The sequence below is a fragment of the Hohaiivirga grylli genome (assembly GCF_039655745.1).
Lineage (GTDB): Bacteria > Pseudomonadota > Alphaproteobacteria > Rhizobiales > Beijerinckiaceae > Hohaiivirga > Hohaiivirga grylli.
Genome location: NZ_JBBYXI010000001.1, coordinates 209,228 through 226,398 on the forward strand (window position 1 = coordinate 209,228; position 17,171 = coordinate 226,398).

General features: G+C 47.5%; 15 protein-coding genes. 5 read left to right on the forward strand and 10 right to left on the reverse strand.

What is annotated here, in order from left to right; translation table 11 throughout:
* Together leuB and WJT86_RS00890 are read right to left on the reverse strand one after the other, a co-directional pair.
* Complete coding sequence (gene leuB, locus WJT86_RS00885) at positions 1–1,107, reverse strand: 3-isopropylmalate dehydrogenase (RefSeq protein ID WP_346335609.1); 1,107 nt, start codon at positions 1,105–1,107, stop codon at positions 1–3.
* A gap of 121 nt (positions 1,108–1,228) precedes the next feature.
* Complete coding sequence (locus WJT86_RS00890; protein WP_346335610.1) at positions 1,229–1,912, reverse strand: YggS family pyridoxal phosphate-dependent enzyme; 684 nt, start codon at positions 1,910–1,912, stop codon at positions 1,229–1,231.
* Between the two features lie 200 nt (positions 1,913–2,112).
* On the opposite strand from WJT86_RS00890, the gene leuS reads away from it, so the two are divergent.
* The 3 genes from leuS to holA are packed head-to-tail and all read left to right on the forward strand — an operon-like array spanning position 2,113 to position 6,276.
* Complete coding sequence (leuS, locus tag WJT86_RS00895; RefSeq protein ID WP_346335611.1) at positions 2,113–4,716, forward strand: leucine--tRNA ligase; 2,604 nt, start codon at positions 2,113–2,115, stop codon at positions 4,714–4,716.
* Positions 4,703–5,236: an LPS assembly lipoprotein LptE gene (gene lptE / locus WJT86_RS00900; protein WP_346335612.1), complete on the forward strand. Its 534-nt coding sequence runs from the start codon at positions 4,703–4,705 to the stop codon at positions 5,234–5,236. The genes leuS and lptE overlap by 14 nt, the downstream gene beginning before the upstream one ends.
* Positions 5,237–5,247: 11 nt before the next feature.
* Positions 5,248–6,276: a DNA polymerase III subunit delta gene (holA, locus tag WJT86_RS00905; protein WP_346335613.1), complete on the forward strand. Its 1,029-nt coding sequence runs from the start codon at positions 5,248–5,250 to the stop codon at positions 6,274–6,276.
* A gap of 93 nt (positions 6,277–6,369) precedes the next feature.
* On the opposite strand, the gene WJT86_RS00910 is transcribed toward holA, so the two are convergent.
* The 4 genes from WJT86_RS00910 to mnmG all read right to left on the reverse strand — a co-directional run bounded on the left by WJT86_RS00910 (position 6,370) and on the right by mnmG (position 10,928).
* Complete coding sequence (locus WJT86_RS00910) at positions 6,370–7,257, reverse strand: ParB/RepB/Spo0J family partition protein (RefSeq protein ID WP_346335614.1); 888 nt, start codon at positions 7,255–7,257, stop codon at positions 6,370–6,372.
* Between the two features lie 75 nt (positions 7,258–7,332).
* Positions 7,333–8,175, reverse strand: a complete 843-nt coding sequence (locus tag WJT86_RS00915; protein ID WP_346335615.1) for a ParA family protein — start codon at positions 8,173–8,175, stop codon at positions 7,333–7,335.
* Between the two features lie 155 nt (positions 8,176–8,330).
* Entirely contained in the window at positions 8,331–8,963 is a 633-nt protein-coding gene (gene rsmG, locus WJT86_RS00920; protein ID WP_346335616.1) for a 16S rRNA (guanine(527)-N(7))-methyltransferase RsmG, read from the reverse strand.
* 84 nt (positions 8,964–9,047) lie between these two features.
* On the reverse strand, positions 9,048–10,928 hold the full coding sequence (mnmG, locus tag WJT86_RS00925; RefSeq protein WP_346335617.1) for a tRNA uridine-5-carboxymethylaminomethyl(34) synthesis enzyme MnmG: 1,881 nt from the start codon (positions 10,926–10,928) through the stop codon (positions 9,048–9,050).
* Between the two features lie 185 nt (positions 10,929–11,113).
* Here mnmG and WJT86_RS00930 point away from each other — a divergent pair, with 185 nt between their 5' ends.
* Positions 11,114–11,368, forward strand: coding sequence for a hypothetical protein (locus tag WJT86_RS00930; protein ID WP_346335618.1), 255 nt, complete (start codon positions 11,114–11,116; stop codon positions 11,366–11,368).
* Positions 11,369–11,396: 28 nt separating this feature from the next.
* Here WJT86_RS00930 and mnmE read toward each other — a convergent pair whose 3' ends face one another.
* The 4 genes from mnmE to hemE form a co-directional block, all read right to left on the reverse strand.
* Positions 11,397–12,716 (reverse strand): tRNA uridine-5-carboxymethylaminomethyl(34) synthesis GTPase MnmE, encoded by a 1,320-nt coding sequence (gene mnmE, locus WJT86_RS00935; protein WP_346335619.1) that lies wholly within the window; start codon positions 12,714–12,716, stop codon positions 11,397–11,399.
* A gap of 125 nt (positions 12,717–12,841) precedes the next feature.
* Positions 12,842–14,107, reverse strand: coding sequence for a transcription termination factor Rho (rho, locus tag WJT86_RS00940; protein ID WP_346335620.1), 1,266 nt, complete (start codon positions 14,105–14,107; stop codon positions 12,842–12,844).
* A 267-nt stretch (positions 14,108–14,374) separates the two neighbouring features.
* Positions 14,375–14,812 (reverse strand): protoporphyrinogen oxidase HemJ, encoded by a 438-nt coding sequence (gene hemJ, locus WJT86_RS00945; protein WP_346336263.1) that lies wholly within the window; start codon positions 14,810–14,812, stop codon positions 14,375–14,377.
* Positions 14,813–14,890: 78 nt separating this feature from the next.
* Complete coding sequence (hemE, locus tag WJT86_RS00950; RefSeq protein WP_407066886.1) at positions 14,891–15,931, reverse strand: uroporphyrinogen decarboxylase; 1,041 nt, start codon at positions 15,929–15,931, stop codon at positions 14,891–14,893.
* Positions 15,932–16,332: 401 nt separating this feature from the next.
* On the opposite strand from hemE, the gene WJT86_RS00955 reads away from it, so the two are divergent.
* On the forward strand, positions 16,333–17,163 hold the full coding sequence (locus WJT86_RS00955; RefSeq protein WP_346335622.1) for a pyruvate, water dikinase regulatory protein: 831 nt from the start codon (positions 16,333–16,335) through the stop codon (positions 17,161–17,163).
* Positions 17,164–17,171: the final 8 nt, after the last annotated feature.

Here is a 17,171-nt window from a genome sequence, read left to right on the forward strand (position 1 = left end):
TCAGAAAAGCTTCTGAAGCTCAGCAAGAACGGCATCGCCCATCGCAGACGTACCCACAGCCTGTGCGCCATCTGCAATATCGCGGGTACGTGTGCCGTTAGCCAGAACATTGATAATTGCTTTCTCAAGCTTCTCGGCAACATCACCACGATCAAATGAGTAGCGCAGTGCCATTGCCAGCGAGCCAATCATCGCCAACGGATTAGCGGCATTCTGCCCGGCAATATCAGGCGCAGAACCATGAACAGGCTCATACAATGCAAAACGACGGCCTGTTACAGGGTTGGTGTTGCCAAGAGAGGCTGATGGCAACATACCTAGAGACCCTGTCAGCATGGCAGCAACGTCAGACAAAATGTCACCAAACAAATTATCCGTTACAATGACATCAAACTGCTTTGGCTGACGCACAAGCTGCATGGCACAGTTATCAGCCAGAACATGTTCCAGCTCTACACTCGGGTAAAGTTCCTTACCAACCTGCGTCACAATCTGCTTCCAGAGAATACCGGATGCCATAACATTGTGCTTTTCGGCAGAAGAAACCTTATTTCGGCGCTGCTGGGCCAGTTCGAAGGCAACTTTAGCAATACGCTCAATTTCACCTGTCGTATAAATCTGCGTATCTGTTGCACGCTTTGAACCATCTTCAAGAGTGACAATTTCCTTCGGTTCACGGAAATAGACACCACTTGTCAGTTCACGAACAATGAGAATATCCAGGCCTTCAACCAGTTCAGGCTTGAGAGAAGAGGCGCCCACAAGAGCCGGATAACAGATTGCAGGGCGCAGATTGGCAAAAACATCCAAGTCGGCTCGTAACCGCAGCAAAGCAGCCTCGGGACGATTGGCAAAACCAACATCAGCCCATTTCGGTCCACCGACAGCACCCATAAAAACCGCATCAGCCTTAAGGGCCTGAGCCACAACTGCATCTGTTACCGGTGTTCCATGAGCATCATAGGATGCGCCGCCAACGAGATCGGTCTCAGTTTCAAAGAAAATGATTCCCTGAGCTGTCAGCCACTGCGTGATTTTTTCCATCTCACGCATAATCTCGGTACCGATACCATCACCCGGCAACAGCAGCAGCTTATAAGTCGACATTTAATTCCCCTGAGCAAATCACTATGGTCGTGACAGGATTAGAATGCTTTGCAATGAATTTGAATAGCAAAGTTACCGCATTCAAACATCATATGAAATAATATTATGAAAAGGCCTGTTATCAGGCCTTTTGACGTGATCCAAAAATAGCCGTTCCGATACGCACACAGGTCGCACCCATCTGGATAGCCGGGTCAAAATCTGCACTCATACCCATGGATAGCTCTTTTAAACCATTACGCTCCGCAATTTTACGAAGCAGAGCAAAATGTGGGGAAGGTGGCTCATCAAATGGTGGAATACACATCAGGCCATGAATCTTCAGTCCATACTGTTCACGACAGGCTGCAATGAATGCATCAGCATCCTGAGGCAAGACCCCACCCTTTTGCGGCTCTTCACCCGTATTGATTTGCACCAGAAGTTTTGGCGCCTGACCACCGGCTTCAACTTTACGTTTGATTTCCTTAGCCAGTTCCTTGGCAAGAGACTCACGGTCAACAGACTGAATAACATCAAACAGTTCAACGGCTTCCCGTGCCTTATTAGACTGTAGCGGCCCGATGAGATGCAAAACCGTGGCAGGAAAACGCTCACGAAGAACAGGCCATTTGGCTGACGCCTCCTGAACATAATTCTCGCCAAAATCCCTCTGTCCAGCTTCAAGAACAGGCTCAATTGCCTCAGCTGGATAGGTTTTTGACACAGCTATCAGGCAGATATCTTCTGGCTTACGACCACTATCCTTTGCAGAACGACTGATGGCATTCAGCACATCCTGATAACGGGCACGGGTATCGGTCACGGTAATGGTCTCCTTAAACTATCCGGATATAGCGCTTATTATGCTCTTTTTTCCAGACGAATTACATGATTTGTCATTTTTTCATGCTTGTCTATTTGACAGTTCTGATTTCTCGTGTCCTAGTCCGACAGAATGCTTCGATGCAAGCTGTATTGATGCAATAACCTGTTTGTTTAACTAGCTGAAGAACGATCTGGAAAATGAGGCCTGAGCGCTATAACCCTAAAGAAGCGGAACCAAAGTGGCAGGAAAAGTGGAACAATCTCAATCTGTTCCGCACTGAAAACAAAGATCCGCGTCCCAAATATTATGTGCTTGAGATGTTCCCCTATCCGTCAGGGCGCATCCATATGGGTCACGTACGCAACTACGCCATGGGCGATGTCGTTGCACGTTATCGCCGCGCTAAGGGCTATAATGTACTCCATCCGATGGGATGGGACGCTTTCGGTATGCCTGCTGAAAATGCTGCAATGCAAAACAAGGTTCACCCGAAAGAGTGGACATATGAAAACATTGCTTCCATGCGCAAGCAACTCAAATCAATGGGCCTTTCCCTCGACTGGAGCCGTGAGATCGCAACCTGCGATCCAAGCTACTATAAGCATCAGCAGCGTCTTTTTATTGATTTTCTTAAAGCTGGTCTGGTTGACCGCAAAACAGCACGTGTCAACTGGGATCCGGTTGATCAGACAGTGCTTGCCAACGAGCAGGTCATTGACGGTAAAGGCTGGCGCTCTGGCGCTGAAGTCGAGCAGCGTGAACTGACACAGTGGTTCTTTAAGATCACGGATTTTGCAGAAGATCTCTCAGATGCTCTGGAAGGTCTTGATCGCTGGCCGGATAAAGTCCGCCTCATGCAGAAGAACTGGATTGGCAAAAGCGTTGGTGCAGAGGTCAGCTTCCCGCTGGAAGATGGCTCAGGCGCACTGAATGTCTTTACGACTCGTGCTGATACAATTTTTGGTGCCTCTTTCCTTGTTGTTGCTCCAGAACATGCTGTTGCAACCAAGGCAGCAGCGAATAACCCAAAACTTGCTGCCTTCATTGAGGAATGTAAGAAGGGTGGCGTATCAGAAGCTGAACTCGCAACCCGCGAGAAGCTCGGTATGGACACGGGTGCCTTTGCAATACACCCTATTACGGGCGCCAAGCTGCCGATCTGGGTCGCAAATTATGTACTGATCAGCTACGGTGAAGGCGCTATTCAGGCTGTTCCGGGCCATGACGAGCGAGACTTCGATTTTGCTCTGAAATACAACCTGCCAATCACGCAGGTTGTTACCTGGCCAGACAAGCCGGAATGGACATTCGACAACACGAAGTGGCAGGATCATTATTCTGAATACGGTGTTATGACGAATTCACCGGGCTATGACGGGCTGCCAACGGAAGAAGGCAAGACCAAAGTAACTGAGGCTCTGAAGCAGAAGAACCTTGGAAATGCCCGTACAACCTATCGTCTGCGCGACTGGGGTATTTCCCGCCAGCGTTACTGGGGTTGCCCGATACCGATGATCCACTGTTCATCATGTGGTTCGGTTCCGGTTCCCAACGATCAGCTGCCGGTTGTTCTGCCAGAAGATATCGACTTCGAGACACCGGGTAATCCGCTTGATCGCCATCCAACCTGGAAGCACGTCAACTGCCCAAGCTGCGGTCAACCAGCAACCCGTGAAACAGATACCATGGATACCTTCGTGGATTCTTCATGGTATTTTGCACGCTTTACCGATCCGACACTTGAAAATGAGCCAACGGACAAGGACACTGTTGATCAGTGGCTGCCGGTTGACCAGTACATCGGCGGTATTGAGCATGCCATCCTGCACCTTCTCTATTCCCGCTTTTTCGTGCGTGGAATGAAGGCAACAGGGTATACCGGGCTTGATGAACCATTTGCAGGGCTGTTTACGCAGGGCATGGTTGTCCATGAGAGCTACTGTGACGCCAAGGGTGACTGGGTCTTCCCGGCAGATGTCAAATTCAACACCGTCAATAATGAACGTGTTGCTTCCCATGTTGACACCGGTGAACCAATTACCATTGGCCCGGTTATCAAGATGTCCAAATCCAAGAAGAATACCATCGACCCGGATGATATCATTGCGTCTTATGGCGCTGATACGGCCCGCTGGTTTGTTCTGTCGGATTCACCACCCGAGCGCGACATCATCTGGACAGAGGGCGGCGTACAGGGAGCTCACCGCTTCGTTCAGCGCGTCTGGCGTTTAAGCTGCGCGATGGCGGAAATCATCGAAGCAGGAACACCTCCTAAAGCCGCGGAGTACGGCCCTTATGGCATTGCGCTCCGTAAAGCTGCTCACAAGGCGCTGTACAATGTCGGTGATGATATTGAACGTTTACGCTTTAACCGTTGTGTGGCTCATATCTATGATCTGGCCAATTCAATTGGTGATATTCTGGCGGAAGCTTCAAAGAAGGATATGGAAGCAGGCTTTGCCGATGTTCTTCGTGAAGTCAGCAGCATCTTCCTGCTTCTCATGGCTCCTATGATGCCGCATCTGGCTGAAGAATGCTGGACAACACTTGGTCTTGAAGGCGTTGCTGCCCATTCTCCATGGCCAGAATTTGACCCTGCCATGTTGGTTGAAGACAGCATTACACTGCCTGTTCAGATCAACGGCAAAAAACGGGCTGACGTTGTCGTCCCAACCAATGCTGATAACAAAGCCGTCGAAGAGGCAACCTTGGCTCTTGAAGCCGTTCAGAAGGCTCTTGAAGGCAAACCACCACGTAAGATTATTGTTGTTCCAGGGAGAATCGTGAATGTCGTCGCTTAATCGCAGAACTCTGGTTCGTCTGGGGCTTGTTGCCACCGTTTCACTTGGTATGGCTGCATGTTTCCGCCCACTCTACGGGCCAACATCTTCAGGTAAAAACCTTGCAGATATCCTGGCTTCCATTGACGTAGAGAAAATGGCGGTCTCATACGAGCAGGAAGAGCTGGCTCATGAGCTCCGCAGTGAGCTTATCTATCTGCTGAATGGCTCTGGCATGCCTGCACCAAAAGCTTACAAGCTGAAGCTATCATATTCTCAGGCGTCAGCATCACCGATGATTGATGCGGAAACCGGCCGTGCAACAACAACAACATTGACCGGAACCGTTAATTACACACTGACTGATTTTGATAATAAGGTCATATCAGCTCAGGGCCGCGTTCAGTCAATGGTTACCTATGAGCGTCCATCCCAGCGTTTTGCCTCATTACGCGCCAACCGGGATGCGCAAAAGCGTCTGGCAAAAGAGCTTGCCCGTCATGTTAAAACACGCCTTGCAGCCAAGCTTTCCGGTAGCTGATTGAGGTTATTATGGTCGCCCTTAAAGCTGGCGAAATAGACGGTTTTATGCGTCGCTTCGGGACCGGAGAAATCCGGTCCCCTATTATTCTGGTCTACGGACCGGATATGGGTCTTGTGAATGAACGGGCCCGCTTTTTTGCTGAAAAATGTACCGAAAACCCGGAAGATCCTTTTCAGCTCATTCGTCTGGACGGGGATCTGCTTGCTTCAGACCCTGCAAGACTCGTTGATGAAGCCACAACAATGGGCCTGTTTGGGGGCCGCCGTACCGTATGGGTAAAACCATCCAGCAAGAATTTCGCGCCTGCTGTTGATGCCTTACTGGCAGCTCCCTCATTAGATGGCGTTGCGGTTGTAATAGAAGCCGGCGATCTTGGGCGCTCATCACCTTTGCGCGCGCTATGCGAGAAGAGCAAACATACCATTGCTGTCCCGTGTTATGCGGATTCTGCACGGGATTTAGGTGCTGTTGTCGATGATATGTTCCGTGAACATGGGTTCACACTCTCCAAAGATGTGCGTCTGGCCATCATAAGCAGCCTGGGTGGCGACCGCATGGCGTCCCGGGGAGAGCTCTCTAAATTGCTTCTCTATGTTCACGGGCAATCTGAAGTTACTCTGGAAGATGTAGAAGCCGTTCTTGCGGATGTCTCCAGTCTTGCCATGGATGCCATTATTGATGCTGTTTTTTCTGGCAATCCTGCTGGCTTTGAAACTGATTTTCAGAGAATTGTTGCGGAAGGAACACCTGCAGCCGTTATACTGAATATTGCACTTCGCCACGCTCTTAGTTTGTTACAGGGCCGAATCGATATTGAAGCAGGAAAGAGTTCAGGCGCTGTTGTTGAAAGTTGGCGTGGGTTACATTTTAAACGCAAGCCCCATATTGAACGGCAACTTAACCGCTGGACATCAACCGGCCTGAAGTCTGCTATTCAAAGTCTGCAAGCGAGCTTGCTTGATACACGCCGTATGGCCTCTATGAGTACGGATATTGGTGGCCGAACATTACTCTCGCTATCTATGAGACGCGGCTAATATATTGATATAATTAAAGTATTAACTTTAGTTCCATAATATTGTTTCACATGAAACAAAAAGGGAGCGAATTGCTCCCTCCTTTTAAATTATTTATGTGCCATCCCGTAAACGACGACATAGACCATCTAATTGATCAAGCGTCTTATAGCGAATTCGCAGTTCACCGCTGTCACCTTTATGGTTGAGGGTAACACCAAGCCCGAGAACATCCTCTAATGCACGTTCAAGAGCCCGCGTATCTGCATCTTTCTCATTCTTAGGCTTAGATGGTTTTCTATTCTCACCAGCCAAGGCAGCAGCTTCATCCTGAGCAATCCGTTCAATCTCACGAACTGTAAGGCCTTCATTCAAAACTTTCTGAGCAACCTGCTCAGGATCTTTACAGGCTAAGATTGCACGAGCCTGGCCTGCACTAAGACGGCCATCAACCACCATCTCCTGAACACCTGCAGGCAGATTAAGAAGACGTACGGTATTAACAACGTAGGAGCGGCTCTTTGCAAGAGTTTGTCCAATTTCGTTACTGTTATAACCAAAATCATCCATCAGCCGCTGATAACCAGCAGCCTCTTCCATCGGATTCAAATCAGAGCGCTGGACGTTTTCAATGATGGCATATTCAAGTGATGTTTTATCATCAATATCAGCAATAACAATCGGAACTTCGTGCAAACCAGCCCGTTGTGCAGCACGCCAGCGACGCTCACCAGCCACAATCTCATAAGCATCAGGCATTTTGGGAATAGCACGAACCAGAATTGGCTGGATGATACCACGCTGTTTAACCGATTCTGCAAGTTCTGTCAGATCAGCATCATCAAAGTACTTGCGAGGATTACGAGGATTAGGGCGTAAAAACTCAATCGCTACCTTACGGGAGCCATTATTTTTACGTTCTGCCATTCCAAATTCATCGCCTACTTCACCAATAAGTGCAGCGAGACCTTTCCCGAGGCGCGGTTTATTTTCATCAGCCATTATGTTGTTCCCTGATGCCAGATTGGCTTGATAAATACATTCTTATGTTTTTGCCATTTGTCAGCGTGATGTCAATTATGCAGCGAGCAAATCACGCTCTCTCTGAATAACCTCAGAAGCCAATCGTAGATAAGCCTGAGAGCCTGCACATTTTAAATCATAAAGCAAAACAGGCTTTCCATGGGATGGGGCTTCAGACACACGGATATTCCGCGGGATCATGGTATTATAGACTTTATCCCCCATAAACTCACGTACATCAGCTACAACCTGGCCTGAGAGATTATTTCGCGGGTCAAACATAGTAAGAACAACACCATGGATTGTTAACCGTGGATTTAATCCTGCCCGTACCTGCTCTACGGAAGAGAGTAACTGGCTTAACCCCTCAAGGGCAAAGAATTCGCATTGTAGTGGTACCAGAACAGAATCTGAGGCCGCCAGTGCATTGACGGTCAGTAAGTTTAATGAAGGCGGGCAGTCAATCAGAACATAGGAAAAGCCATCTGAAAGATCCTTAACCATCTCCTCAATGGCCAGACGTAAACGGTGTGCTCTGTTCTTTTCCTGCGCAATCTCAAGTTCCAAACCGAGCAGGTCAAGTGTTGAGGGAGCAACAAACAAGCCTGGTACAGCAGTTCCGACAATTGCCTGACTTAATGGTAAATCTTCAGCCAGAACATGGTAGGTTGAAACATGCCTGTTACGGCGATCAATCCCAAAACCCGTAGAAGCATTTCCCTGCGGATCAAGATCAAGAACAAGCACCTTCTCACCAATGGCTGCCAGCGCAGTTCCCAGATTGATTGTTGTTGTTGTTTTACCAACACCACCCTTCTGGTTTGCAACAGCAATAACGCGCGGTTTGCCAACCAGTTGATTTGAGCGGTCTTGATTTTGGTTTGTTAGCGCATCCATCTCTTCATCCCACAGTCATGACGTACACGAAGTCATGAAAACCCTATTAGGGGTAATGGCTATGTCCCATAGTAGATCATCTGAAAGAGTTCGGGAATCCTTACTATTCGCAAAACCGCTTATTTCCGGTGTTTTCTACAACTTAGGCAAGCAGACTATAGTGGCTTGATACTCGATATGCGAACAATAGATGACTCTGCATCAATACGGCTTGGAATGATTTCATAGGAAATATCCCACCGTTTAGCGGCAGCCATAAGTTCAGTCTGGACATCACGGCCCTTTGGAAAGAGGGCGCTTGTTCTATTATCAAATAAAGGCTTTGTCCATTGGAGCAGCTGTTCCAGGGAGGCAAGCGCACGCGCGGTCAGGACATCTGTTTTACCAACCATCTTTGGTATAATCACTTCCAGACGCTCTGCATAGATTGTTGCTGATGCTCCAGTCAGTCGCGTAACATGACGAAGAAAAGCGCATTTACGCGCATTACTTTCCACCATTGTCACATGAAAATCGACCTCTGCTCCAAGAATAGCCAGTACTAACCCCGGAAAACCAGCACCAGATCCAAGGTCAAGCCAGGTTTTGGTACCTTGAGGAGCAAGCTCTGCAAGCTGAAGGGAATCTGCAACATGGCGAGACCAGACCTGATCCAGAGTTGCCGGACCAACCAGATTTTTAATTCTCTGCCATTTAGCAAGCTCTGCCACGAGTATGTCCAGACGCTCCGCTGTCTTCTCGGAAACAGAGAAATCCTTGAGCACCTTTTCCCGGCTGTCCCCAGACATTCAGAAACCCTTCCATGTTTCACGTGAAACAATATTATGGAACTAAAAATTGAAACAATAATAATTTCAACTAGTTATAAATATTTAAGATACAGATTTAAGCTGACGTGATGTTTTTCGGGCATGAGCGGCCAACAATGTAATTGCAGCCGGAGTCATACCTTCAATACGGGCAGCCTGCCCAATCGTTTTTGGTTTTACAACATCCAGCTTAGCCTTTATCTCATTAGACAAACCTGGAAGGGCCGCAAAATCGAGATCACTATCAATCACCACAGCTTCATCATTGCGATAAGATTCAATATCGGCCTTCTGACGATCAAGATAAACAGCATAGGTTGCATCTGTAACAAGACGGTCAGCAATCACAGGTGAAACATTCTGCATCTGAGGCCATACATGGCTTAACCTCTCCCAATCCAGCCACGGATACGAAAGAAGCTGAAAGGCTGTTCTGCGTACACCATCCTGATTAAGCTCTATACCGTGTTTGGCAGCTTCCTGAGGGGTGATTGAAACTTCATTCAACATCTGGCGCGTTGTTGTCAGCTCATCCTGCTGCTGCCTGTAAACAGCGGCTCTGTGTGACCCGACGAGCCCAGCTTCGATACCCTTACCGGTAAGACGCTCATCGGCATTATCAATACGAAGTGATAAACGGTATTCAGACCGGGATGTGAACATCCGATAGGGTTCACTGACACCACGGGTAATCAGATCATCAATCAGAACACCAATATAGCTTTCTGCACGGTCAAATGTGACACCAGCCATGCCTGATGCCATGCGAGCTGCATTCATACCTGCAACAAGCCCCTGAGCAGCAGCCTCTTCATAACCAGTCGTGCCATTAATCTGACCGGCTAGAAAAAGCCCCTGTATAGCTTTTGTCTCAAGGGTCGCAGATAAAGAACGCGGATCAATATAATCATATTCGATTGCATAACCCGGGCGGATCATGCGAACCGTTTCGAGCCCAGGGATCTGTGCTAAAAGCTCAAGCTGTACATCTTCAGGGAGGGAGGTCGAAATACCATTCGGATAGATGGTAATGTCATCGAGCCCTTCTGGCTCCAGGAATATCTGGTGGCTGTCTCGATCAGCAAAACGAACAACCTTGTCCTCAATAGAGGGGCAGTAGCGCGGCCCACGGCTCAAGATATCGCCTGAGTACATCGGTGCGCGATGCAGATTTGCCCGGATAATATCATGGCAGGCTTTAGTCGTGCGGGTCACACCGCATTCGATCTGTGGAAGCGTTATGCGGTCTGTCAGGCTTGAAAAAGGTACGGGATTATCATCAGCAGCCTGTCGGTCAACAGCTGACCAGTCAATTGTCCGCCCATCCAAACGCGCAGGTGTCCCGGTCTTCAGACGGCCAAGTTCAAAACCAAAACGCTCCAGTGTCGCGGATAACCCAATAGCGGGGGCTTCACCAACACGGCCCGCTGGAATCTTGACCTCACCAATATGAATCAGGCCTCGAAGGAAGGTTCCGGTCGTCAGAACAATTGTACCGGTTCCGAATCGACGACCGTCCGATAAGGTAATGGAGCTTACACGTCCAGCATCAACATCCATATCATGAACCTCACCTTCAATAATGGTGAGATTATCCGTATGCGCAAGTTCAGTCTGCATGGCACGGGCATAGAGTTTTCTGTCAGCCTGTGTCCGCGGCCCACGAACTGCCGGGCCTTTACGTCGATTAAGAAGACGGAATTGAATACCTGATGCATCAGCAATGCGGCCCATCACCCCATCAAGGGCATCAATTTCACGGACAAGATGGCCTTTTCCGAGACCACCAATTGCCGGATTACATGACATGACACCAATCGTGTCCTGTCTGTGAGTTACAAGAGCCGTTTTTGCCCCGAAGCGTGCAGCAGCAGCGGCAGCCTCTGCACCAGCATGACCACCTCCAACAACAATTACATCAAAGCTGCTTTGTGCTTTTTCCATAATTTATCTTAATTCACTTCCATTGATCAGGAATATCCGGGTTCATAATGCATATTCCGCTTCCGAATCGATTAATCCCTTTCGAGGGGTAGCATTACGTCATCAACTCCGTAAAAAAGGATTTATGTGTTTGGCACAGATTCGTCAAACCTGTTTCACGTGAATCATAAAAATTGGAGCTAAAAATGGCAGAACAACCCAGTGAAAGAAAAGTATCGAATATTCGTATTATATGTACTGCTTTTCTCGACTTTCTGACAGCATTCGCAGTTATGGGCTACCTGATCGGACTTATCTCAGGTCAAACAACCGAAAATGGATTTTCTCTGAGCGGCGGGCCAGCTCTTATACTTTTCATATTAATTATTGCCTATTTCGTCATTGGAAACAGAACGGGCGGTACAATCTGGAAACGTATTCTGAAAGTGCCAGCCCGCTAAAAACATGATTCACGTGAAACAGCGTGAATCATTTTCCAATGCAAAACGATGAAAACAGACGATCGAGGACATCCTCGACATCAATACGACCCGTCATTACACCACAGGCACGCGTTGCCAGTCTGATTTCCTCAGTTGCCAGTTCTGGCAACCCGTTTGTCTGAAGAAGAGTAACTGCCCGCTCCAGACACTCTGAAATATCCTGCATGGCTTTGCGATGACGTTCCCGCGTGATGATTGCATCTTCACCTATCATCATACGCGAAGCACGCTGTTCCAAACCCTCAATCAATTCCGATAAGCCGGAACCGGTTGTTGCTGAGATGCTGTAATCAGATGTAACGGAAGAGTGTTCAAGATCATTCTTAGTTGCCACGCGAATGATTTCGCGGCCCTCTGGCGGGTTTTCCGCATTATCACCGGGGGCAACGAGCCAAAGAACAATATCAGCGTCCTCTGCCCGTTTTCTGGCTCTTGCAACACCTTCCTGCTCGATAGGATCATCACTGTCACGTAATCCGGCTGTATCAACCAGTACGGCAGGTAAACCACCAAGATCGAGACGTGTCTCTATGACGTCACGGGTTGTTCCGGCGATAGGTGAAACGATGGCAACCTCACGACGTGCAAGCGCATTGAGCAAAGTCGACTTACCGGCATTCGGTGCACCTGCCAGAACAATCGTCAAACCTTCACGCAGGCGTTCACCTGTCCGGTTCATCAGTTCTGCATCAACTGCATGACGGACACGCTGTATAAGCTCCATAGACTGTGCTTCGAGCTGCCCATCCGCGACATCGCCTTCATCAGAGAAATCAAGAGCGGCTTCCATCAGAGCAAGGGCAGTCAGCAGATCTTCACGCCAAAGCTCAATAATCTCACCAACACGACCTTCCATTTGCCGAAGAGCCTGTCGTCTCTGGGCTTCTGTTTCAGCATCAATCAGATCAGCCAGACCTTCAACTGCTGTTAAATCCATCCGACCATTGAGAAATGCCCGTCTTGTAAATTCACCGGGTTTAGCTGCACGACAACCTTCAATAGCAGAAAGGCATTTCAGCACGGCCTGTCTGACAGCAATGCCACCATGTATCTGAAGTTCTGCCTGATCCTCACCTGTAAAACTGGCTGGCCCAGGCATCCATAAAACCAGACACTGATCAAGTGTTTCCCCGGTTGCAGGGTCAATAATATGACGTAAACTTGCACGACGCTCCGTTGGCAGCTTGCTGAAAATTGTTTCGAGGACGAATCGAGTCTTGTTTCCGCTAATACGGATAACGCATACGGCAGCACGGCCATGGCCGGATGCCGGTGCAAAGATGGTATCAAGAGAGTTATCACTCATCAGTATTCGTCCGAAGTTTTCCCATCACGACAGGGTGGTCTTGAAAATATAGCAAAACATCCAAAAGCAAAACGGTCGGAAAAGCCCGACCGTTTCATTTCATATCCGAATCAATGCCTGATGGATCAGGTATTCATTGAATCGAAGAATTCACCATTGCTCTTTGTCTGACGCAGCTTATCGAGCAGGAACTCAATTGCATCAACCGTACCCATTGGATTGAGGATACGACGCAGAACATACATCTTCTTGAGCGAATCGGCTGTCACAAGAAGGTCTTCCTTACGTGTACCGGAACGCGTGATATCAATAGCAGGGAAGACACGCTTATCAGCAACCTTACGATCAAGGATAATTTCAGAGTTACCTGTACCCTTGAACTCTTCGAAGATCACTTCGTCCATACGTGAGCCGGTATCAATCAGAGCAGTTGCAATGATTGTCAGCGAACCACCTTCTTCAATATTACGGGCGGCACCGAAGAAGCGTTTTGGACGCTGCAGAGCATTCGCATCAACACCACCGGTCAGAACCTTACCGGAAGATGGAACAACCGTATTATAGGCACGGCCAAGGCGTGTAATGGAATCGAGCAGGATAACAACATCACGGCCATGTTCAACCAGACGTTTAGCTTTCTCGATGACCATTTCAGCAACCTGAACGTGACGTGCTGCCGGCTCATCAAATGTTGAGGAAACAACCTCACCATTCACGGAACGCTGCATATCCGTCACTTCTTCCGGGCGTTCATCAATAAGAAGAACGATCAGATAACACTCAGGATGATTTGCTGTAATTGACTGAGCAATGTTCTGAAGCAGAACCGTCTTACCCGTACGTGGAGGTGCAACAATAAGAGCACGCTGGCCTTTACCAATCGGGGAGACAATATCGATAACGCGAGAAGAATAATCCTTCTTTGTCGGATCTTCGACTTCAAGCTTGAGCTGCTGGTTTGGATACAGCGGCGTCAGGTTATCAAAGTGAACCTTGTGCCTGATCTTATCAGGATCTTCGAAATTGATCGTATTGACCTTGAGAAGGGCGAAGTAACGCTCACCTTCTTTAGGACCTCTGATCGGACCCTCAACCGTGTCGCCTGTCCGCAGACCAAAACGGCGGATCTGCGATGGTGATATGTAAATATCATCAGGACCGGGAAGATAATTGGATTCGGAAGAACGCAAGAAGCCGAAACCATCCTGCAAAACTTCCATAACACCTGAACCGATAATCTCGGTTTCCTGGGCTGCCAGACGTTTAAGAATTGCAAACATCAATTCCTGTTTACGCATAATACTGGCGTTTTCGACTTCAAGCTCCTCAGCAAATGCCAAAAGCTCGGTCGGGGATTTAATTTTTAAATCCTGAAGTTGGATTTCCCTCATTGGGGGGAATACTCTCAAATTATGAAGTTAATGATTAATAAGCGAAATTTAGATCAGATAACGTGACACTGGAGTTCCAGCTAAAAACCGAAAGCTTGGATTCGTTATGCTCGACCTTTTTGGGAAGGAATCAAGAAATAACCTGTTTTATTTCTCAACTCAAGAGCAATAGAGCATAAATCTTCAATTGAAGAAAAAATGCTCAATCACTGAGTTAATATAGCAACTCTAATTTCCAAGAGGCTATTACCAAAAAATCTAACGAAATTAGCTCCAGGGCTTCACAACTACCAGAATGACGATGAAAATCATCAGAAGGGTAGGCACTTCATTCATGACACGGAAGAACTTGTCAGAATGTGTGTTTTTATCCTGCGCAAATGCTTTCATCCAGCGAACATTCATTCCATGTAAACCTGTCAAAACAAAAGCCAGCAGCAGTTTTCCATGAAACCATCCTGATTTCAGAAAACCACCATCCCAGGCAAGATAAAGACCAAGAATCCAGGCAACAATCATTGCAGGATTAATGATAGCTTTCAGAAGCCGCCGCTCCATAACCTTGAATGTCTCTGACTGCTGAGACCCAACGGGCGCACTGCAGTGATAGACAAAAAGCCTTGGCAGATAGAGCGTACCAGCCATCCATGCGATGACAGCAATGATATGAAACGCCTTCAGATAAAGATAAAGCACTTTTATAATCCCTAGTCAGACAGACTGAATATTCTCAAAATCGGCAAGTTACAATCTGAATAAAAAAGCCAAGCTTAGAACTATTTACTAAGCTTCACGAACCTTTTTAATCAGTTGTTCGACATGCTCAATCGGTGTCTGGGGAACAATTCCATGACCAAGATTGAAAATATGTGCTTTTTGACGCGCAGCTTTGCGGATAACATCAACCCCATCATCAAGATAAGAACCACCAGCAACAAGCGCTAATGGGTCAAGATTACCCTGAGTTGGCACAGAAGACAGGCTTCCCTGGTTAATTACGGCGATATTTGTGCCCCAATCTAGGGCAATAGCATCTGCAAAACCGGCAGCTGCTATTTTTTCAAGGTTATTGCCTCCGCCACGAACAAAAACAATCGCTTTTGCTGCAGGTCGCTCTTCCTTAAGCTTTTTAACAATCCGTTCAATCGGCTTCAGCGAGAGGCGATCAAACAAGGCAGGCGGTAGTGCGGAACCAAAACTTTCAAAAATCTGGACAGCTTCAGCACCTGCATCAATCTGACGGATCAGATAAGCCGTTGATGCACGAACAAGCCGATCTATCAGGGCATCCATAAATTCTGGATCCTGATACGCAAGAATACGTGCTGGTGCCTGATCTGGCGTTCCCTTACCGGCAATCATGTAGCTTGCCACTGTCCAGGGGGCACCACAGAAACCAAGAAGCGTTGTTTCAGAAGGCAAGGCTGTTTTTAAAATATCGAGTGTCTCGAAAACCGGATCGAGCCTGTTAAGAGGAAGCTCATCCTCAAGCTTGGATAAATCCTTGAGAGAGAGAACCTGATCAAGCTTTGGTCCTTCATTCTCGACAAAACTGACTTTAAGCCCAAGCGCGTCTGGAATAACCAGAATATCCGAAAACAAAATAGCGGCGTCAAAACCAAAACGTCTGATTGGTTGAAGTGTAACCTCTGCAGCAAGCTTTGGTGTGTAACAGAGTTCGAGAAAACCGGATACGCTGCTTCGAACCTGTCTGTATTCTGGAAGATAACGGCCTGCCTGTCTCATAACCCATATTGGTAATGGCCATACCGGCTGACCATTCAGGACCTGCATGATTTTCTTCTGACTCGTGTTCACAGGCATCTCCCAAAGAATAATTAAATCTATTTAAAAGACTCTGTTGTTGTTGTTAGGAAGTGAATCCTGATGTCACAACATCATCCACAATTCATCCACACCGTGAATTCATTTTGCGCTTTTGTAAGGTATCAAAGTGAACGCGGCAATGGTTAACAAATAGTTAAGGGTTAACATAAAGTTAATGAAATGTCTGAAACCGGAATCTCTGAATCGAATTTCGATTCGTACCTGATTCACTTAACTGACCCTTTAAAGTTGTCCTCAGTGGTAATGCCTGTTGATGAATATCTTTGTCATCCACAAGGGAGCACGAACAGCGTAAAGTAGGGGCCAGTTGTTCACATTCCTCCCCATTGGGCTGTGTATTACGATCATGATAGAAATTATTATTAAGGATCAATAACTTGTCCCGGAATTTCTTTCACATCCATCTGGTTTCCGACTCAACAGGTGAAACGCTGCTCACGGTCGCACGTGCTGTTACTGTTCAGTATGAGGGTATTTCAGCCATTGAGCATATTTATCCGCTCGTGCGCACAAAAGCACAGCTTGAGAAAGCTTTGGACGATATTGAATCAGCGCCGGGAATTGTTCTTTATACGCTTGTTGATCAGGATCTGAATGAACAGCTGGAAGAGACCTGCCGAAATCTTGGTGTTCCATTTCTTTCGGTTCTGTCACCTGTCCACTCTCTCCTGCAGTCGTATCTTGGGACCGCCGCAACAGGTCGATCAGGTGCCCAACACGTTCTTAATGCGGAATATTTTAAACGTATTGAAGCAATGAATTTTACCTTGCTTCATGATGATGGACATTTGCCAGATGATATTGAACAGGCTGATATCATCCTGCTTGGTGTCAGTCGAACATCCAAGACACCAACATCAATTTATCTTGCCAACAGGGGATTAAAGACAGCCAATATTCCCCTAATTCTGAATGTTCCTATTCCGGAAAAGATATTACAGGCCCGTCGACCATTGATTGTGGGCCTTGTTGCAACGCCCGAGCGTATCGTTCAGATCAGACAGAATCGTCTTTTAAGTCTCAATGCCGATGAAGATACTGATTATGTCGATCGTGATACGGTTGCTGAGGAAATTTCAGAATCAAGACGATTATTTGCACGGAATAACTGGCCAATTATTGACGTGACACGGCGTTCAATTGAAGAAACGGCCGCAGCTATAATTGAGAAATATCGTGAGCGCCGTATGCAGGATGTCGCGATATGAGAACTTCG